Source organism: Acidovorax sp. T1 (assembly GCF_002176815.1).
GTDB lineage: Bacteria > Pseudomonadota > Gammaproteobacteria > Burkholderiales > Burkholderiaceae_C > Acidovorax.
Window position 1 is genome coordinate 3,743,037 of sequence record NZ_CP021648.1, and the last position, 18,956, is coordinate 3,761,992.

The 18,956-nt window shown below is 67.5% G+C and carries 15 protein-coding genes; 13 read left to right on the plus strand and 2 right to left on the minus strand.

Annotated features, from left to right (window positions below; all coding sequences use genetic code 11):
• Positions 1-53: 53 nt before the first annotated feature.
• Positions 54-542 carry a low molecular weight protein-tyrosine-phosphatase gene (locus CCX87_RS17390; protein ID WP_087747853.1) on the plus strand — a complete coding sequence of 163 codons (489 nt, stop codon included), beginning with the start codon at positions 54-56 and terminating at the stop codon, positions 540-542.
• A gap of 27 nt (positions 543-569) precedes the next feature.
• Here CCX87_RS17390 and rpe read toward each other — a convergent pair whose 3' ends face one another.
• Positions 570-1,250, minus strand: coding sequence for a ribulose-phosphate 3-epimerase (gene rpe, locus CCX87_RS17395; protein ID WP_087748452.1), 681 nt, complete (start codon positions 1,248-1,250; stop codon positions 570-572).
• 29 nt (positions 1,251-1,279) lie between these two features.
• On the opposite strand from rpe, the gene apaG reads away from it, so the two are divergent.
• The 5 genes from apaG to thiL all read left to right on the plus strand — a co-directional run bounded on the left by apaG (position 1,280) and on the right by thiL (position 7,208).
• Positions 1,280-1,687 (plus strand): Co2+/Mg2+ efflux protein ApaG, encoded by a 408-nt coding sequence (gene apaG / locus CCX87_RS17400; RefSeq protein WP_087747854.1) that lies wholly within the window; start codon positions 1,280-1,282, stop codon positions 1,685-1,687.
• The gene (locus CCX87_RS17405) at positions 1,684-3,663 is read left to right on the plus strand and encodes a site-specific recombinase (protein ID WP_087747855.1); all 1,980 of its coding nucleotides are present in this window, start codon (positions 1,684-1,686) and stop codon (positions 3,661-3,663) included. Before apaG ends, CCX87_RS17405 begins: the two co-directional genes overlap by 4 nt.
• 170 nt (positions 3,664-3,833) lie before the next feature.
• Positions 3,834-5,090 carry a cation:proton antiporter gene (locus CCX87_RS17410; RefSeq protein WP_087748454.1) on the plus strand — a complete coding sequence of 419 codons (1,257 nt, stop codon included), beginning with the start codon at positions 3,834-3,836 and terminating at the stop codon, positions 5,088-5,090.
• Positions 5,080-6,204, plus strand: coding sequence for a YbdK family carboxylate-amine ligase (locus tag CCX87_RS17415; RefSeq protein WP_087747856.1), 1,125 nt, complete (start codon positions 5,080-5,082; stop codon positions 6,202-6,204). The genes CCX87_RS17410 and CCX87_RS17415 overlap by 11 nt, the downstream gene beginning before the upstream one ends.
• 23 nt (positions 6,205-6,227) lie before the next feature.
• Positions 6,228-7,208 (plus strand): thiamine-phosphate kinase, encoded by a 981-nt coding sequence (thiL, locus tag CCX87_RS17420; RefSeq protein WP_087747857.1) that lies wholly within the window; start codon positions 6,228-6,230, stop codon positions 7,206-7,208.
• On the opposite strand, the gene CCX87_RS17425 is transcribed toward thiL, so the two are convergent.
• Positions 7,190-7,876, minus strand: coding sequence for a TetR/AcrR family transcriptional regulator (locus CCX87_RS17425; protein ID WP_087747858.1), 687 nt, complete (start codon positions 7,874-7,876; stop codon positions 7,190-7,192). The two genes, thiL and CCX87_RS17425, sit on opposite strands and share 19 nt — an antisense overlap.
• Positions 7,877-8,029: 153 nt before the next feature.
• On the opposite strand from CCX87_RS17425, the gene CCX87_RS17430 reads away from it, so the two are divergent.
• From CCX87_RS17430 to CCX87_RS17460, 7 genes are read left to right on the plus strand one after another with little or no spacing between them, the layout of a single operon-like run.
• A complete protein-coding gene (locus tag CCX87_RS17430; protein ID WP_087747859.1) occupies positions 8,030-9,775 on the plus strand; it encodes an alpha/beta fold hydrolase in 1,746 nt (581 codons plus the stop codon).
• A 2-nt stretch (positions 9,776-9,777) separates the two neighbouring features.
• Positions 9,778-11,265, plus strand: a complete 1,488-nt coding sequence (locus CCX87_RS17435; RefSeq protein WP_087747860.1) for an efflux transporter outer membrane subunit — start codon at positions 9,778-9,780, stop codon at positions 11,263-11,265.
• Positions 11,266-11,286: 21 nt separating this feature from the next.
• A complete protein-coding gene (locus CCX87_RS17440; RefSeq protein ID WP_087747861.1) occupies positions 11,287-12,360 on the plus strand; it encodes an HlyD family secretion protein in 1,074 nt (357 codons plus the stop codon).
• A 3-nt stretch (positions 12,361-12,363) separates the two neighbouring features.
• Positions 12,364-15,129 (plus strand): ribosome-associated ATPase/putative transporter RbbA, encoded by a 2,766-nt coding sequence (gene rbbA / locus CCX87_RS17445; RefSeq protein WP_087747862.1) that lies wholly within the window; start codon positions 12,364-12,366, stop codon positions 15,127-15,129.
• Positions 15,130-15,131: 2 nt separating this feature from the next.
• A complete protein-coding gene (locus CCX87_RS17450) occupies positions 15,132-16,262 on the plus strand; it encodes an ABC transporter permease (protein ID WP_087747863.1) in 1,131 nt (376 codons plus the stop codon).
• A gap of 26 nt (positions 16,263-16,288) precedes the next feature.
• Complete coding sequence (locus CCX87_RS17455) at positions 16,289-17,734, plus strand: bifunctional enoyl-CoA hydratase/phosphate acetyltransferase (RefSeq protein WP_087747864.1); 1,446 nt, start codon at positions 16,289-16,291, stop codon at positions 17,732-17,734.
• Positions 17,731-18,930: an acetate/propionate family kinase gene (locus CCX87_RS17460; RefSeq protein WP_087747865.1), complete on the plus strand. Its 1,200-nt coding sequence runs from the start codon at positions 17,731-17,733 to the stop codon at positions 18,928-18,930. Before CCX87_RS17455 ends, CCX87_RS17460 begins: the two co-directional genes overlap by 4 nt.
• Positions 18,931-18,956: the final 26 nt, after the last annotated feature.

Here is an 18,956-nt window from a genome sequence, read left to right on the forward strand (position 1 = left end):
GGCCCAGCCCTGCCATCGTGCCCGCATCCACTGGTGAGGCGATACTTGGATCAATGGACCAGTTTGCTGTTCTCTTCGTCTGCATGGGCAACATCTGCCGCAGCCCCACGGCCCATGGCGTGTTTCGCCAACGCGTGGAGCGCGCCGGGCTGGCCGGCCAGGTGCACATCGATTCGGCCGGCACCCACAGTGCCCACCAGGGCGAGCCGCCCGACCCGCGCGCGCAGGCCCAGGCTTTACTGCGCGGCTATGTGCTGGCCGATCTGCGGTCGCGCCCGATCGCCGATGGCGACTTCCTCCGCTTCGATCTGCTGCTGGCCATGGACCATGACAACCTGGCGGAACTGCGCCGCCGTTGCCCCCCGGAACAGCACCATCGCTTGCGACGCATGACAGAGTTCTGCCTGCGCAATAGCAGCCCTGTGGTGCCCGACCCCTACTACGGCAACGCACAGGGCTTCGCGCATGTGCTGGACCTGCTGGAAGATGCCTGCGACGGACTGCTGGCGCATGTGCAGCGGCAACTGAACCCGGCGCCTTGAGCCCCTCGGCGAAGGGCCGTGGCGCGATCAGGCCAGCTGCGCGCGCATGGCGTCGATCACGCCTTGGTAATCGGGCTTGCCGAAGATGGCACTGCCCGCGACAAAGGTGTCCGCGCCCGCATCGGCCACGCGGCGGATGTTGTCGGTCTTGATGCCGCCATCCACCTCCAGGCGGATGTCCTTGCCGCAGGCGTCGATGCGCTTGCGCACCGCTTCGATCTTGCGCAGCGCCGAGTCAATAAAGCTCTGGCCGCCAAAGCCGGGGTTGACGCTCATGATCAGGATGAGGTCGATATCGTCAATCACCCAGTCCAGCACATCCAGCGGCTCGGCCGGGTTGAACACCAGACCCGGCTTCACGCCCTTGCTCCGGATGGCCTGGATGCTGCGGTGCACATGGCCCGAGGCATCGGGGTGAAAGCTGATGAAATCGGCACCCGCGTCGGCAAACGCGGCGGCCAGGGCATCCACGGGCTGGATCATCAGGTGCACGTCCACCGGCACTGCCACCCCGGCGGCCGTCCTGGCATGCGGCTTGAGCGCCTGGCAGACCATGGGACCAAAGGTGAGATTGGGCACGTAATGGTTGTCCATCACGTCAAAGTGAATCCAGTCGGCACCGGCGGCGATGACGTTGCGCACTTCTTCGCCCAGGCGGGCAAAGTCGGCAGAGAGGATCGAAGGGGCAATGCGAAAAGGTCGGCTCATGGCGCAATTGTCGCAGTTACCATGCATCTATGTCCAAGTACCAGTTTGACGTGAAAGTACAGCCGCAGTACCTACCGGAGCAGTCCTCGCCAGACTCCGGTCTCTACCGCTTTGCCTACACCATCACCATCACGAATGCGGGCGAAGCGCCCGCGCAACTGATCTCGCGCCACTGGATCATCAGCGATGCCAGCGGCCACACCGAAGAAGTCAAGGGCCTGGGCGTGGTGGGCCAGCAGCCTTTGCTCAAGCCGGGCCAGTCGTTCCAGTACACCAGCGGATGCGGCCTGCGCACCGCCAGCGGCACCATGCATGGCACCTTCCATTGCGTAACTGTTGACGGTGAGCCGTTCAGCTGCCCGATACCCCTGTTTGTGCTGGAGGCGACCCACCCAGGCGCCTCCAGCCAGCCGATGAGTGCAAGGGTGCTGCATTGACGCGGCCCGCCCCCGACCTGGCAAGCCTGCTCGCGGCGCTGGACCCGCAGGCCGGGCTGGCGCAGCGCCATGTGTGGCTGATCGACCTGCTGAACTGGGTGCGTGGCGCGGGCGATTCCGTGCCGGGCGCCACGGCGCGCGTGCAGCTGTTTCTGGATGCGGTCGAGGCGCGCCCCGATGTGCAGCTCAAACTGCAAGCCTGGTGGGCTGCACTGGTGGACTCGGTGGACATCACCACGCTGCTGGCCGATTTTGGCTTCGCCAGGGGCACAGCCCTTCTCAACGAGGCGGCAGAGCGGATACGCAACAAACTGCTGCCGCGCAGCCCGGAAACCATCGACGCCTCGGAACTGTTCGTGCTAGCCCTGCCCAGCGCCTTTGATGCACAGTGGCTTTACGCACTGGACGAAGCCACCATGCATCGGTTGTCGGCCCTGCTGACGCCGCAAAGCCCGCAAGGCGCATCCCGCTGGCAGCATGCCCTGCTCGACGCCATCACCTACTGCGCAGGGCAGATCCTCTCGACCGGCTTTGCGCCCGGCTTGCGCCTGCGCATGAGCGAATCAGCCCGCGAGGCGCAGCCCTTTCATGCGCTCATCCGCGACGTGGAGAGCCTGCGGGTGGAAGTGCTGCACGCGCTGCGCACGCCCGACCGCCTGCTGGAGGCGGCCCAGCGCCTGCGCGAGCGCCTTGAAGCCTGCCGCGCCGCTGCGGCCACCGTGTACACCCACTTCGAGGACAACGGCATTTCCGTGGATCTGGTGTTTCGGCTGCGCCAGCTGCGTGCCCGCATCCTGCGGGTGCGGGAGCTGCTCGACTGCCTGTTGTCCCCCCAGCCCGCCGTCACCGCGGCCCGCCTTCTGGCGCATCTGGTGGAGGTGGGGCAGGAGCGGCGCAGCCTGCGGGCGCTGCTGGCATCCAATTCGTCGCTGCTGGCCGCAAAGGTGGCCGAGCGCAGCGCCGAAACGGGCGAACACTACATCACGCGCACGGCGGCCGAATACCGCTCCATGGTGAAAAAAGCCGCCGGCGGCGGTGCCGTGATGGCCATCACCACGCTGGTCAAGTTTGGGCTGTATGCGCTGGCGCTCTCGGCGTTCTGGAGCGGCTTCTGGGCGGGCGTGAACTATGCGGTGAGCTTTGTGCTGGTGCAGTTGCTGCATTTCACCGTGGCCACCAAGCAGCCGGCCATGACGGCGCCCGCCATGGCGGCCAAGCTCAAGGAGCTGGCTTCGGGCGAGGCCATCGAGTCCTTTGTGGACGAGGTGACCCACTTGGTGCGCTCACAGGTCGCGGCCGTGCTGGGCAACGTGCTCGTGGTGTACCCCCTGGTTCTGGGCCTGGCGCTGCTGATCGCCTGGGTCAAGGGCTCGCCCGCCATCAGCGCAAGCGAGGCCGGCCATGTGCTCGAATCCTTGCATCTGCTGGGGCCATCGCTGCTGTTCGCCGCTTTCACGGGCGTGCTGCTGTTCGCCTCCAGCATCATCGCAGGCTGGACCGAAAACTGGTTTGTGCTGCACCGGCTGGATTCGGCCGTGCGCTACAACCCGCGCATCACCGCCCGGCTGGGCAAGGAGCGCGCAGCGCGCTGGGCCAGCTTCCTGCGCAACAACCTGTCGGGCTTTGCCGCCAACATCTCGCTGGGCTTCATGCTTGGCCTGGTTCCGGCGTTTGCAGGGTTTTTCGGGTTGGGCCTGGATGTGCGCCATGTCACACTGTCTTCGGGCCAGTTGGGCGCGGCCACTGCGGCACTGGGCTGGGACATCGTTCACCAAAGTGCGTTCTGGTGGGCCGTCGCCACCCTTCCTTTGCTGGGCGTCCTCAACGTCAGTGTGAGCTTTTACCTGGCGTTTCGCCTGGCATTGCGTGCCCACAACGTGAGTGGTGTGGACCGTTCACGCATTTATGCAGCGATGCGGAGCCGCCTCTTCAAGGCACCGCTGAGCTTCTTCGCGCCTGAACGCCAGGTCGCCTGATTCGGGCGGCTTTTGGCCGGCAGAAACATGGTCGCTCCTGTCCTACAGGGGTCGCGCGTTTCAGCATGTAAATTCAGGCAAACGCCGGGAAGGACCACAGCGCCACCATGCGCCTTGCCCGTCCTTCCCTCCCACCGGGCGCTGCCCGTCTGATGGAGAGGACCCATGACATGAATGAAATCCTGAGCTTCTGGGGGCAGTGGCTGCGCCCTTCGGCCGGGTTGCCCACGGTGCAATGGTCGCTGTTGCTGGCGGTGGCTGCCATTGCGGGCTACCTGTGCCAGCGCCACACCGGCCTGCCCAAGGTGGTTGGCTATTCGCTGGTGGGCACCGCAGCAGGTCTGGCAGGCTTCAGCGGGGCCGTGTGGCCGCTGCAGGGCACCGGGCTGTTCCTGCTGGAGCTGGGCATCTCCATCGTGCTGTTCGAATGTGGCGGGCGCATTCCGCTGCGCTGGTTTCGCCACAACCCCATGGTGCTGGTGCAAAGCATTGCAGAATCGGCGCTGACCTACTTTGCCGTCTATTGGGTGATGGTGTGGCTTGACATGCCCACGCATGTGGCCGGACCCCTGGCCCTGGTGGCGCTGGCGGCCTCGCCCGCCGTGCTGACCCGCGTGGTGGCCGACACCCGCGCCGCCGGCCCCGTGACCGAGCGCGCCATTGTGCTGGCTACCCTGTCCACCCTGTATGCCCTGACCCTGGGCAGCGCCCGCGCCGAGCAGATCAACCGCCAGAGCAACTCGCTGCTGGACACCGTGTATCCCGTGATGGTAGTGCTGGGCGTGTCGATCATTGTGGCGGCCGTGCTGTCGCTGGTGCTGCGCATGGCGTTGCGCTTCATGAGCCCCACCAGCGAAAACACCTCGATGTTGCTGCTGGCCCTGATCGCCGCCGCCACCGCCGTGGCCGCGCACATGGGTGGCTCGGCGCCGCTGGCAGCCCTGCTGGGCGGCATGCTGCTCAAGCAGCTCCACCCGCGCCCATGGGCCTGGCCGCGCCAGCTGGGCAGCGCCTCGGCGCTGCTCACCATGCTGATGTTCGTGCTGGTGTCCACCGTGGCGGCGCAGGCCGACTGGAGCGGCCCGGTGGCCGGCGTGGTGCTGGCGCTGATTGCTGTGCGCCTGGTGGCCAAGGCGGTGGGCGTGGGCCTGGGCAATGTGGGCAGCGGCGCCAGCTGGCGCCAGGCCCTGTGGGTGGGCTGCGCCATGACGCCCATGTCGTCGATTGCGCTGCTGATCGCATCGCAGTTCGTGGTGGCCTCGCCCTCCACGGGCCACCTGATCGCCCGCGTGGCACTGCCGGCCATTTTGCTCATGGAAGTGCTGGGCGCCGTGATCGCCACCGTGGCCATCTACCGCGCGGGCGAGAGTTCCAAACCCTGGGCCCCGCTGTCGCGCGGCGGCAATGGAGACAGCCGTGAGCCTTGAAGACTTCCACCATTCCGAGCCGCTGACGCTGGGCGTCGAGCTGGAGCTGCAGCTGGTCAACACCCACGACTACGACCTGGCGCCCTACGCCGAAGACATGCTGCGCCTGATGCACAAGGTGCCGCTGCCCGGCAGCGTGGTGCCCGAGATGACGAACAGCATGATCGAGATCTCGACCGGCATCTGCCATTCGGCCAGCGAGGTGCTGGGGCAGCTCAGCCCCATCCGCGATGCACTGGTCAAAAGCGCCGACAAGCTGAACATTGCCGTGGTGGGCGGCGGCACGCACCCGTTCCAGCAATGGCATGAGCGCCGCATCTACGACAAGCCACGCTTTCAGGAGCTGTCGCAGCTGTATGGCTACCTGAGCAAGCAGTTCACCATCTTTGGCCAGCATGTGCACATTGGCTGCCCCGACGCCGATGCCGCCCTGCTGATGCTGCATCGCATGAGCCGCTACATCCCGCACTTCATCGCGCTGTCGGCCTCGAGCCCCTACGTGCAGGGGCAGGACACGGCGTTCGACTCGGCGCGGCTCAACTCGGTGTTCGCGTTTCCGCTGTCGGGCCGAGCGCCGTTTGCGCTGACCTGGGCCGATTTCACGGCCTATTTCAACAAGATGGCACGCACCGGCGTGGTCAAGAGCATGAAGGACTTTTATTGGGACATCCGCCCCAAGCCCGAGTTCGGCACCATCGAGATCCGCGTATTCGACACGCCGCTGACCATCGAGCGCGCCGCCGCGCTGGCCGGTTTCGTGCAGTCGCTGGGCGCGTGGTTCCTGACCGAGCAACCCTTCATGCCCCAGGAGGACGACTACCTCGTCTATACCTACAACCGGTTCCAGGCCTGCCGCTTTGGCATGGACGCCGTGTATGTCGATCCGGCCACCGGCAGCCACATGCCGCTGCGCGACCATATCCGCATGACCATGGACCAGATCGCCAGCCACGCCGCCATGCAAGGTGCAGCCAACGCCCTGCACATGCTGCGCACCGAGGCCGAAGCCGGCCAGAACGACGCCCGCTGGCTGCGCCAGCGCCAAAGCGAAGAGCAGTTGCTGGCCGAGGTGAGTCGCCAGGCGGCACAGCGCTTTCGGGGCACGCCAGCCTGAACGGCACGGAGACAATCACTTCCATGGGTGAATTCGACCTGATCGCACGCTACTTCACGCGACCCGTGCACCGCGCGGCCCTGGGCGTGGGCGACGACTGCGCGCTGCTGAAGCCCGCGCCCGGCATGCAACTGGCCGTCTCCAGCGACATGCTGGTGGAGGGCCGCCACTTCTTTGCGGACGTGGACCCCGAGCGCCTGGGCCACAAGGCGCTGGCCGTGAACCTGTCGGACCTGGCCGCCTGCGGCGCTCGCCCGCTGGCCTTTACGCTGGCACTGGCGCTGCCCCGCGTGGATGAAGCCTGGCTGGAGGGGTTTTCACGCGGTCTGCTGGCACTGGCCGATGCGCACGACTGCGAGCTGGTGGGCGGCGACACCACGCAAGGCCCGCTCAATATCTGCATCACGGTGTTTGGCGAAGTGCCCGCCGGCCAGGCCCTGCTGCGCAGCGGCGCGCAACCCGGCGACGACATCTATGTGAGCGGCACGCTGGGCGATGCGCGCCTGGCGCTGGAGGCGCTACAAGGGCGCATCGCCCTGCCGCCCGAAGTGCTGGCCGCCGCCCGCCTGCGCCTGGAGCAGCCCACACCCCGCGTGGCGCTGGGCCAGGCCCTGCGCGGCGTGGCCAGCAGCGCCCTGGACGTGAGCGACGGGCTGCTGGGAGACCTGGGCCACATCCTGCGCGCCTCGGGCACAGGGGCCTGCATCGATACGTCGTTGACTATAAATTTAATAGCTGCTAGCGCTTATTCCATAAGCGCTAGAGGCCAAATTGATACTGAACTGCTTCACCAATGCACCCTGGCCGGGGGCGATGACTACGAGCTGGCCTTCACCGCCCCTGTGGCCCGGCGCGCTGCGGTGGCCGCCGCGGCCCAGGCCAGCAGCACGCCCGTCACACGCATCGGCCATGTGGAGGCCAAGCCCGGCCTGCGCCTGGTGGATGGACAGGGGCGGCCCGTAGCCAGGCGCTACGCCTCGTTCGATCACTTCGCCGCAGGTTGAGGCACCGGCTGCGGCAGGATTCGGGACGTCGGGTCCAGCAATTCGCACAGCAGGGCGACATGGCCCTGTCGGTAATGGTCGAGGTCCTTCGGGTCGGCGCCGCCCAGCACCACCTGCGACAGCAGGGCATGCACCACCGGCGATAGCGCCAGCCAGGGCTCTTGCGTGATCACGCTGGGAACCACGCCCTCCTGCACGGCATGGGTACGCAAAATACTGCCCAGCAGGTTCAGATGCGGCTGCACCACGTTGCGCTTCCACAGCACGATAAGGTGCGGCACACGCGCGCTTTCAGCCACCAGCAAGCGCAGCGTGGCCACCGCGCCGGGTCGGCCAAGCGAGTCATGGAGCTTGTCCACCACCCACTGCGCCAGCGGCCGCACGCCGGCGCCCAGCACCGGCATTTCCCCCAGGTCCGGCGGCGCGAGGGAACGGGTCAGCAGCGCTTCGAACACATCTTCCTTGCCTGCGAAATGGGCGTAGAGGCCTCCTTTGGAGAGCCCGCAGCGGCGTGCGATGTCGTCCATCCGCGCGGCGGCAAAGCCCCGTTCGGAGAATTCCACCAGCGCGGCCTCCAGAATCTGCACCACACGCACCTCCGGGGGCAGGCGCTGTCGCAGGGGTGCGACGGCCGGGGCAGCGCGTAAAGAGTGCAATGGCAGGGTCATCGGTTTGTCTCGGCGTTTGGCTATGCTGCGCATGATTATCTACCGACCGGTCGGTAATAAGGCGCGTATTGATGCATATCAATTCGAGGGGTGCGATGCCTTCGTAAAGTACCCCTGCACCACCCGGCCCACTCATCACCTGGGAGTCCATTCATGCCAACCCCTGCGAACGCCCCCCTGTCCATGGCCGAACGGCTCGACCCCACCGTCCACGCGGCCCTGGCCCGCAGCGTTGCGTCGCTGTCCCACGCCTCCGCCCTGATGGCGGCCAGCGACTGGGCCCTGCATCTGGCCGCGTCGCCAGGTCACTGCCTGGACCTGGCGCACCTGGCACTGCGCCAGGGTCAGGAAATGGCGGCATACGCCCTGGCGCGCATAGCGGCCGGCCCCGACAAGGAGGCCCGCCATGCCGTGGCCACACCCACCCAGGACCGGCGCTTTGCCGACCCCGCCTGGCAGCAGTGGCCATTCAACCTTCTGCACCAGTCGTTTGTGCTCACCGAACAATGGTGGGCGGCGGCAACGCACGGCGTCTGGGGCGTGGACAAGCACCACGAAGACATGGTGGCCTTCGCTGCGCGGCAATTTCTGGACATCTTCTCGCCCGGCAATCAGGTGGCCACCAACCCGGTGGTGCTCAACCGCACCTTGCAGCAAGGCGGCGCCAACCTGCTGCGGGGCGCGCTCCATCTGCTGGAGGACGCCAGGCGCCGCGCCGCGGGCGCACCGCCGGCGGGCGTCGAGGATTTCGTGGTCGGCCGCGACGTGGGCATCACGCCCGGCAAGGTGGTGCTGAAAAACCGCCTGATGGAACTGATCCAGTACACGCCCACCACCCGGGCCGTTCACCCCGAGCCGATCCTGATCGTGCCGGCGTGGATCATGAAGTACTACATCCTCGACCTGTCGCCTCACAACTCGCTCATCAAATACCTGGTGGACCAGGGCCACACGGTGTTCTGCATCTCCTGGAAAAACCCCGGCGCCGAAGACCGCGATCTGGGCATGGACGACTACCTGGATCAGGGCTTTCACGCCGCACTGGATGCCGTCAACACCATCGTGCCCGGTCCCAAGGTGCACGCCGCAGGTTACTGCCTGGGCGGCACGCTGCTGGCCATTGCCGCAGCGGCCATGGCGCGCGACGGCGACGAACGCCTGGCCTCCATGACGCTGTTCGCCGCGCAGACCGACTTCACCGAGCCCGGCGAACTGGCCCTGTTCATCGACGACAGCCAGATCAGCCTGCTGGAGGCCCAAATGGCCGAGACGGGCTACCTCACCGGCGCCCAAATGGCCGGCGCCTTCCAGATGCTGCGCTCCTACGACCTGCTGTGGTCACGCCTGGTCAACGAATACCTGCTGGGCGATCGGGCGCCCATGAACGACCTGATGGCCTGGAACGCCGACGCCACGCGCATGCCCGCCAAAATGCACTCGCAGTACCTGCGCCGGCTGTTCCTCAACGATGACCTCAGCGAAGGCCGCTACCCGGTAGGCGGCAAGCCCGTGACGCTCAGCGACATCACACTGCCCACCTTCATGGTCGGCACCGTGACCGACCATGTGGCCCCCTGGCGCTCGGTGTTCAAACTGCAACAGCTGAGCCCCGCCGAAACCACCTTCGTGCTCACCAGCGGCGGCCACAACGCCGGCATCGTCAGCCCGCCCGGCAACCCGCGCCGGCATTACCAGATGCTGACCCGACCGGCGGGCGGCAACTACCTGCCTCCCGACGCATGGCTGGCCGCGGCACCTGAAACACCTGATTCCTGGTGGCCGGCCTGGCTGGCATGGCTGAAGGCGCGCTCGGGCGCGCCAGTCAAGCCCCCGCGCATGGGGGCAGACACCTACCAACCGGTCGGCGATGCGCCGGGCACCTACGTGCTGCAGAAATAGCTATGGATCACAGCCCACACCACGCAAGTCAAACCGCCGCGCTGCGCGCCGTCACCCTGGCGGCCGCCATCTGGGCGCTCGCCGGCTGCGCCTCCATGGCACCGCCCCACGAGACACTCGCCCTGCCGGTGCCTGCCCACTATGCAATGCCCGAAACGGACGCAGGTGCACCGGCCGCCGACACCGGCTGGCGCGACTATTTCACCGACCCGCGACTGCAGACCTTGATTGCCCAGGCACTGGAGAACAACCGCGACCTGCGTACCGCCGCGCTGCGCGTGCAGGAGGCCCGGGCCGCCTATGGCATCCAGCGCGCCGATCTGCTGCCCACCATCGGCGCCCAGGCCGGCATGGACCGCTCGCGCGTGCCGGCCGACCTGAACCTGACGCGCCAGCCCCTGCTGGGCAGCCAGTACCAGGTGGGGCTGGGCCTGGCCAGCTGGGAACTCGACTTCTGGGGACGGGTGCGCAGCCTGAGCGACGCGGCCCTCGAAAACTACCTGGCCACCGATGCGGCCCGCCACGCGGTCACGCTGGGTCTGATCGCCCAGGTCACCCAGAGCGACCTGGCGCTGCGTGAGCTCGACGAACGCCTGCTGCTGGCGCACCAGGCCATCGCCAGCCGCAAGGAAAGCCTGCGCATCTTCCAGCGGCGCGTGGACGTTGGCTCCGCATCGCGGCTGAATCTCACCCAGATGCAAACCCTGCTCACCCAAGCCCAGGCGCTGGGCGCGCAGCTGGTACAGGCCCGCGCGCAGCAGGCCAACGCCCTGGCGTTGCTGGTCGGCGCGCCGGTGGAGCCGGCGCCTCAGGGGCGTCTCGATGAAGTGCACCTGCCGCCGCTGCGCGTGGGCCTGCCCTCCGACCTGTTGGTGCAGCGCCCGGACATCATGGCGGCCGAACACCAGCTCAAGGCAGCCCAGGCGCAGATCGGCGCAGCGCGGGCGGCGTTTTTCCCGCGCGTCGCCCTCACGGGCTCGCTGGGCACCGCCAGCGCCGAACTGGCCGGCCTGTTCGACAGCGGCAGCCAGGCCTGGACGTTCTCGCCCAGCATTTCGCTGCCCCTCTTCAACGGCGGGCGCTTGCGCAACAACCTCAACCTGACCGAGGTGCGCCGCGACATTGCCGTGGCGAACTACGAAAAAACCGTGCAGGGAGCGTTCCGGGATGTGTCCGACGCGCTGGTGGCGCGCCAGGCCCTGGCCCGCCAGCTGGCCATTGCGCAGGATGCGCGCGCTGCGCAGAGCGAGCGCGCACGCCTGTCCCAGTTGCGCTACGACCATGGCGCCGCCGCCTTCCTGGAAGTGCTGGATGCCCAGCGCGACCTGCTGGTGGCCGATCAGCAGGTGGTGCAGTTGCGCCGCGCCCTGCTGTCCAGCCAAGTCAGCCTGTATGCCGCGCTGGGCGGGGGCGCGCTGGCCGAGCCCCCCGATGCCACCAATGCCGCTAGTGCCGCCGTTGCCCCCACCGCAACCCGCCCCGCTCCCTGAGCCAGCCCCTTTTCAAGCACCATGAACTCCACCCTCAAAAACCGGCTGATTCTTCTGGCCGTCCTGGCCGCTGTGGCGGCTGCGGGCGCCTATGCCTGGACCGCCGTGCGGCCCCAGGGCCCGGGCGAAGGTTTCGTCAGCGGCAACGGCCGCATCGAAGCCACCGAAATCGACGTGGCAGCCAAACTGGGCGGCCGTGTGCAGAGCATTGTGGTGAAAGAAGGCGATTTCGTCACTGCCGGCCAGCCCCTGGCCCACATGCAGATCGACACGCTGGAAGCCTCACACGACGAGGCCAAGGCGCGGCACCAGCAGGCGGTGGCCGCCGTGGCCACCGCCGAAGCGCAGGTGGCCGTGCGACAAAGCGACCGGCAGGCCGTTCTGGCCCTGGTGGCGCAGCGCCAAAGCGAGCTGGAGGCCGCGCAGCGGCGCCTGGCACGCTCGCAAACCCTGGTGCGCGAAGGCGCCTCGTCAGACCAGGAATTGGACGACGACCGCGCCCGCGAACGCAGCCTGCAGGCCGCCGTGGTGGCGGCCAAGGCCCAGGCCGATGCCGCGCAGGCGGCCATCACCGCGGCACGCACCCAGGTGACCAGCGCGCGCGCCTCGGTCACGGCCGCGCTGGCCTCGGTGGCGCGCATCCAGGCCGACATCGCCGACAGCGCACTGCTGGCCCCCCGCAGCGGACGCGTGCAATACCGTATCGCCCAGGCCGGCGAGGTGATCGGTGGCGGCGGCAAGGTGCTCAATCTCGTGGACCTGTCCGATGTCTACATGACTTTTTTCCTGCCCGAAACCGTGGCCGGCAAGCTGGCATTGGGCAGCGAGGTGCGCATCGTGCTCGATGCGGCGCCGCAGCTGGTGATTCCGGCCCGGGTGTCTTTTGTGGCCAGCACCGCGCAATTCACCCCCAAGACGGTGGAAACCGCCAGCGAGCGGCAAAAGATGATGTTCCGCGTCAAGGCACAGATCGCACCCGAATTGCTGCAAAAGCATGTGCAGCTGGTCAAGACCGGCCTGCCCGGCATGGCCTGGCTCAAGCTCGACGCAAACGCCCCCTGGCCGGCCCATCTGGCCGTGAAGCTGCCGGAGTAAGGCGTGGCAGCAACGTCCCCCAGCGTGGTTCAGCTGGCCGGTGTGGGCCTGCGCTACGGCAAGACCGTGGCGCTGGCGGGCATACAGCTCGACCTGCCCGCCCAGCGCATGGTCGGGCTCATCGGACCCGATGGCGTGGGCAAATCCAGCCTGCTGGCACTGGTGTCCGGCGCGCGGGCGCTGCAGCAGGGCAGCCTGCAGGTGCTGGGCGGCGACATGCGCAGCAAACAGCACCGCGATGCGGTCTGCCCGCGCATCGCCTACATGCCACAAGGCCTGGGTAAAAACCTGTACCCCACGCTGTCGGTGGAAGAAAACCTGCAGTTCTTCGCCCGCCTGTTTGGCCACAACGCGGCCGAGCGGCGCCGACGCATCGACCACCTCACGCACAGCACCGGTTTGCACCCCTTTCTGGCACGCCCGGCGGGCAAGCTCTCGGGCGGCATGAAGCAAAAGCTGGGCCTGTGCTGTGCGCTGATCCACGACCCCGACCTGCTGATCCTGGACGAGCCCACCACCGGCGTGGACCCGCTGGCCCGTGCCCAGTTCTGGGATCTGATTGCCAGCATCCGGCAAGAGCGCCCGCAGATGAGCGTTGTGGTGGCCACCGCCTACATGGACGAAGCCCAGCGCTTTGACTGGCTGGTGGCCATGGACGACGGCCAGGTGCTCGCCACCGGTGCGCCCCACGAGCTGCTGGAACGCACCGGCACCAGCAACCTGGAGGCCGCCTTCATCGGGCTGCTGCCCGAGGCCAAAAAACGCGGCCACCAGCCCGTGGAGATCACCCCGCTGATGCTGGGCGACGACGCAGAGGTGGCCATCGAGGCGCAGGGCCTGACCATGCGCTTTGGCGACTTCGTGGCCGTGGACCATGTGGATTTCCGCATCCGCCGCGGCGAGATCTTCGGGTTTCTGGGCTCCAACGGTTGCGGCAAGTCCACCACCATGAAAATGCTCACCGGCCTCTTGCCGGCCAGCGAGGGCGAGGCCTGGCTGTTTGGCCAGAAAGTGAACCCCAAAGACATCGAAACCCGCCGCCGCGTGGGCTACATGTCACAAGCGTTTTCGCTGTATGGCGAGCAGACCGTGCGGCAAAACCTGGTGCTGCACGCGCGCCTGTTCCATGTGCCCGAGGCCCAGGTGCCAGGGCGCGTGCAGGCCATGGTCGAGCGCTTTGGCCTGCAGGACGAAATTGACAGCCTGCCCGACGCCCTGCCCCTGGGGCTGCGCCAGCGCCTGTCGCTCGCGGTGGCCATGGTGCACCAGCCCGAGCTGCTGATCCTGGACGAACCCACCTCGGGCGTGGACCCGGTGGCGCGCGACAATTTCTGGCGCCTGCTGATCGAGCTGTCGCGGCGCGACCGGGTGACCATCTTCATCTCCACCCACTTCATGAACGAGGCCGAGCGCTGCGACCGCATCTCGCTGATGCACGCCGGCAAGGTGCTGGTCAGCGCCAAGCCGGCAGACATCACCGCGCAGCGCGGCGCCAGCTCGCTGGAACAGGCCTTCATTGCCCACCTGGAAGAGGCCTCGGGCACTCGGCGCGCCGTGCCCGCCGAAGGCACGCCAGCGCCTGCGGCGCCCACGCCCACACCGCACAGCGAGCCCGCCACTGCGCCCACAGGCCGCCGCCGGGGCTTCTTCAGCCTGGGCCGCGCCCTGAGCTACATGTGGCGCGAGACGCTGGAGCTGCGGCGCGACCCGGTGCGCGCCACACTGGCGCTGCTCGGAACCGCCCTGCTGATGATCATCATTGGCTACGGCATCAGCATGGACGTCGAAGACCTTAGCTATGCGGTGCTGGACCAGGACCAGACCACGCTGAGCCAGAACTACACGCTCAACCTCGCGGGCTCGCGCTACTTCATTGAAAAGCCGCCCCTTCGCAGCCACGCAGAGCTGGACCAGCGCATGCGCAGCGGCGAGCTGGCCCTGGCCATCGAGATTCCACCGGGCTTCGCGCGCGACCTGCAGCATGGCCGGTCGGTGCAGGTGGCCGCCTGGGTGGATGGCGCCATGCCCATGCGCGCGGAAACCGTGCGCGGCTATATCAGCGCCATGCACCAGATGTGGCTGGCAGACCAGGCGCAGCACCGGCTGGGTGTGCGGCTGGCGGCGGCCAGCTCGGTCGAGACCCGCTTTCGCTACAACCCCGACGTGAAAAGCCTGCCCGCCATGGTGCCGGCCGTGATTCCGCTGCTGCTGATGCTGATACCGGCCATGCTCACGGCGCTGTCGGTGGTGCGCGAAAAAGAGCTGGGATCGATCATCAACCTGTATGTCACACCCGTCACACGGGCCGAGTTTCTGCTGGGCAAGCAGCTGCCCTACATCGTGCTGGCCATGTTCAACTTTCTGCTCATGACCGCGATGGCCGTCACGGTGTTCGATGTGCCGCTCAAGGGCAGCTTTGCCACGCTGGCGCTCGCGGCGCTGGTGTTCGTGGTGTCGTCCACGGGCATTGGCCTGCTGGCCTCCACCTTTACCCGCAGCCAGATTTCGGCGATGTTCGTCACCATGATCGGCACGCTGATCCCTTCCATCCAGTATGCGGGGCTGATCAACCCGGTGTCCTCGCTCGAAGGCGTGGGCGCCTTCGTGGGGCGCATTTTTCCGGCCACGCATTTCCTGACCATCAGCCGGGGCGTTTTCAGCAAGGCGCTGGACCTGGGCAGCCTGCTGCCTTCGTTCTGGCCCTTGCTGATCGCCGCGCCGGTCATCGTCGGCACGGCCATCTTGCTGCTGCGAAAGCAGGAGTCCTGAGCATGCACGCTGCATCCATTGCCAACATCTGGCGCCTGGGGATCAAGGAACTGTGGAGCCTGGTGCGCGACCCCATGATGCTGGTGTTGATCGTCTACACCTTCACGGTGTCGATCTACGTAGCTGCCACGGCCATGCCCGAGAGCCTGCACAAGGCCGCCATCGCCATCGTGGACGAGGACGACTCGCCCCTGTCGGCGCGCATCGTGGCCAGCTTCTACCCGCCGCACTTCACCACCCCGCGCCTGATCACGCTGGCCGAGATGGATGCCGGCATGGACAACGGCACCTACACCTTTGTGCTCGACATCCCGCCCAACTTCCAGCGCGAGGTGCTGGCCGGGCTCGCCCCCGCGGTGCAGCTCAATGTGGACGCCACGCGCATGAGCCAGGCGTTCACCGGCAGCGGCTATATCCAGCAGATCGTGGCGGGCGAGGTCAACGAGTTCGTGCAGCGCCACCGCAGCGGCGCGCCGCTGCCGGTCGACCTGAACGTGCGCATGCGCTTCAACCCGAACCTCGAACAGGCCTGGTTCGGCTCGCTGATGGAGATCATCAACAACGTCACCATGCTGTCCATCATCCTGACGGGCGCGGCGCTGATCCGCGAGCGCGAGCACGGCACCATCGAGCATTTGCTGGTCATGCCCGTGACGCCCGGCGAGATCATGCTGGCCAAGGTGTGGTCCATGGGGCTGGTGGTGCTGCTGGCGGCGCTGGTGGCGCTGGTGTTCGTGGTGCAGGGCGTCCTCAAGGTGCCGGTGCAGGGCTCGGTGCTGCTGTTCATGGTGCTGTCGGCGCTGCACCTGTTTGCCACCACCTCCATGGGCATCTTCCTGGCCACCGTGGCCCGCTCCATGCCGCAGTTCGGCATGTTGCTGGTGCTGACCCTTTTGCCGCTGCAAATGCTGTCGGGTGGCGTCACGCCGCGCGAGAGCATGCCTGAATTCGTGCAACAGGTGATGCTGGCCGCGCCGACCACGCATTTTGTGGCGGGCGCGCAGGCCATCCTGTACCGAGGTGCCGGCCTCGACATGGTCTGGCCACAGTTGCTGGCCATACTGGCCATTGGCGGTGTGCTGTTCACCGTCTCGCTGGCCCGTTTTCGCAAAACCATCAGCCAGATGGCCTGACCATTCACAACATCCTCCGGAGTCTCATGCCAGAAATCCTGCCCGCCCCCCTTCCAGCGCACAGCACCGGCAACGACCTGGGCACCGTGCGCAACCGCACCTTCGACGAGATCGCGGTGGGCGACACCGCCTCGTTCGAGCGCACGCTCAGCACCGAAGACATCCAGCTGTTTGCCGTGCTCTCGGGCGACGTGAACCCGCAGCACCTGGACGCGGAATACGCCGCCTCCACGCGCTTTCAGGGCGTCATTGCCCACGGCATGCTGGGCGGCGCACTGATCTCGGCGGTGCTGGGCACGCGCCTGCCCGGCCCCGGCACCATCTACCTGGGGCAGACGCTGAAATTCCTCGCACCCGTACGCGTGGGGGACACCCTGCATGTCAGCGTGACCGTGACCGCACGCGACGAGGCCAAAAAACGCCTCCAACTCGCCTGCAGCTGCACCAACCAGGACGGCGTGGCCGTGATCCGTGGCGAGGCCGATGTGATTGCCCCCACCGAGCGCATCGAGCGCGCCCGCACCACGCTACCCGAGGTGCGCCTGACCGTCAACGGCGACGGCCTGCACCGGCTGCTGGACCATGTGCGCCCGATGGGCGCAATCCCCATGGCGGTGGTGCACCCCTGCGATGCGCTGAGCCTTTCGGGCACACTGGACGCACGCGCGGCCGGGCTCATCACCCCGGTGCTGATTGGCCCGCGTGCGCGCATTCTGGCGGTGGCGCAGGCCAACGGCCTCGACATCTCGGACATCGACATCGAAGACGTGCCCCACAGCCATGCCGCCGCCGCGCGCGCGGTGGAGCTGGTGGCCCAGGGGCGTGTGGAGGCCCTCATGAAAGGCAGCCTGCACACCGACGAGCTCATGGCCGCCGTGGTGGCCAGCGGCACCGGCCTGCGCACCAAGCGGCGCATCAGCCACTGCTACCTGATGCAGACCCCGGCCTACCCGCGCCCCTTCATCATCACCGACGCCGCCATCAACATCGCACCCACGCTGGACGACAAGGCCGACATCGTGCGCAACGCCATCGACCTGGCCCATTCCATCGGCGTGGCCGAGCCGCGCGTGGCCATCCTGGCAGCGGTGGAAACCATCAACCCGCACATGCCAGCCACGCTGGACGCGGCCGCGCTGTGCAAGATGGCCGACCGCGGCCAGATCACCGGCGCCCTGCTCGACGGGCCGCTGGCCTTCGACAACGCCGTGTCGATGGCGGCCGCGCACACCAAGGGCATCGTCTCCGAAGTCGCAGGCCGGGCCGACATTCTGGTGGTGCCCGACCTGGAAAGCGGCAACATGCTGGCCAAGCAGCTCGAATTCATGGGCAGCGCGGCCAGCGCCGGCATTGTGCTGGGCGCGCGCGTGCCCATCGTGCTCACCAGCCGCGCCGATTCGCGCGAGACCCGCATCGCCTCTTGCGCCGTGGCCGTGCTGCTGGCGCACCGCTACAAGGTGTTGCCGCCATGAGCGACCTGGTCCTCGTGCTCAACTGCGGCTCGTCGAGCATCAAGTTCGCGCTGTTTGACGCCAGCGTGCAGCCGCTGCCGCGCCAGCCTCTGTGGAACGGCAAGGTCGAGGGCATCACCGGCCCCGCCCCCACCTTTGGCGAAACCGGCATGGTGCCCGGCCCGGTGGTGCTGGACAGCGCCCAGCCCTACCATGCCGCGCTGGAGCACATCCGCGCGCGTGTTCTGGCCCGTGTGGCGCGCCTGGGCAGCCGCCGCATCGCCGCCGTGGCGCACCGCGTGGTGCACGGCGGCGCCAAATACTTCGACCCGGTGCGCGTGGACGCCACCGTGCTGGCCGACCTCAAGACCTACATCCCGCTGGCGCCGCTGCACCAGCCGTTCGCGCTGGAAGCCATCGAGGCGCTGCTGGCCACCGCGCCCGGCCTGCCCCAGGTGGCCTGCTTTGACACGGCCTTCCACCACACGCTGCCCGATGTCGAGAAGATGCTGCCCCTGCCCTATGGCGCCTGGGAGCGCGGCCTGCGCCGCTATGGCTTTCACGGCCTTTCATACGAGTTCATGTCGGTCGCGCTGGCCGAGCGCCATGGCGATGCCGCGCGCGGCCGCACCATCGTGGCCCACCTGGGCAGCGGTGCCAGCCTGTGCGCCATGGAGGGCCTGCGCAGCGTGGCCACCACCATGGGTTTTTCGGCGCTCGACGGGCTGATGATGGGCACGCGCTGCGGCGCGCTCGATCCCGGCGCCGTGCTGTACCTGATGGAGATCGAAAAACTCACGCTCGAACAGGTGGGCCATGTGCTGTACCACGAGTCGGGGCTGCTGGGCCTGTCGGGCGTGTCGTCCGACCCGCGCGTGCTGCTGCAGCAAGAGGCCGGCAACAAACGCGTACAGGCCGCGCTGGCCCTGTATGTGCGGCGCATCGTGCGCGAGATCGGCGCCATGACCGCTGTGCTGGGCGGGCTGGACATGCTGGTCTTCACCGCCGGCATTGGCGAGCACAATGCCATCCTGCGCGAGCGCATCTGCCGCGAGCTGGCCTTCCTGGGCGTGGCGCTGGATGCCGACGCCAACGCGCTGAACGCGCCCCTCGTCTCGCCCGCCGCCAGCCGCGTGCAGGTGGCGGTGGAGCCCACCAATGAAGAATGGATCGCCGCCTGGCGCACCCTCGCGCTGGTCGGCTTGCCCAGCCACTGAAATCACCCTTTCACTTTCGCCAAGAG

Coding starts and splice junctions, on each gene's coding strand:
- CCX87_RS17390 (WP_087747853.1), top strand. CDS start 54: ATGGACCAGTTTGCTGTTCTCTTCGTCTGCATGGGCAACATCTGCCGC.
- rpe (WP_087748452.1), bottom strand. CDS start 1,250: ATGAGCCGACCTTTTCGCATTGCCCCTTCGATCCTCTCTGCCGACTTT.
- apaG (WP_087747854.1), top strand. CDS start 1,280: ATGTCCAAGTACCAGTTTGACGTGAAAGTACAGCCGCAGTACCTACCG.
- CCX87_RS17410 (WP_087748454.1), top strand. CDS start 3,834: ATGAATGAAATCCTGAGCTTCTGGGGGCAGTGGCTGCGCCCTTCGGCC.
- thiL (WP_087747857.1), top strand. CDS start 6,228: ATGGGTGAATTCGACCTGATCGCACGCTACTTCACGCGACCCGTGCAC.
- CCX87_RS17425 (WP_087747858.1), bottom strand. CDS start 7,876: ATGACCCTGCCATTGCACTCTTTACGCGCTGCCCCGGCCGTCGCACCC.
- CCX87_RS17430 (WP_087747859.1), top strand. CDS start 8,030: ATGCCAACCCCTGCGAACGCCCCCCTGTCCATGGCCGAACGGCTCGAC.
- CCX87_RS17435 (WP_087747860.1), top strand. CDS start 9,778: ATGGATCACAGCCCACACCACGCAAGTCAAACCGCCGCGCTGCGCGCC.
- CCX87_RS17440 (WP_087747861.1), top strand. CDS start 11,287: ATGAACTCCACCCTCAAAAACCGGCTGATTCTTCTGGCCGTCCTGGCC.
- CCX87_RS17450 (WP_087747863.1), top strand. CDS start 15,132: ATGCACGCTGCATCCATTGCCAACATCTGGCGCCTGGGGATCAAGGAA.
- CCX87_RS17455 (WP_087747864.1), top strand. CDS start 16,289: ATGCCAGAAATCCTGCCCGCCCCCCTTCCAGCGCACAGCACCGGCAAC.
- CCX87_RS17460 (WP_087747865.1), top strand. CDS start 17,731: ATGAGCGACCTGGTCCTCGTGCTCAACTGCGGCTCGTCGAGCATCAAG.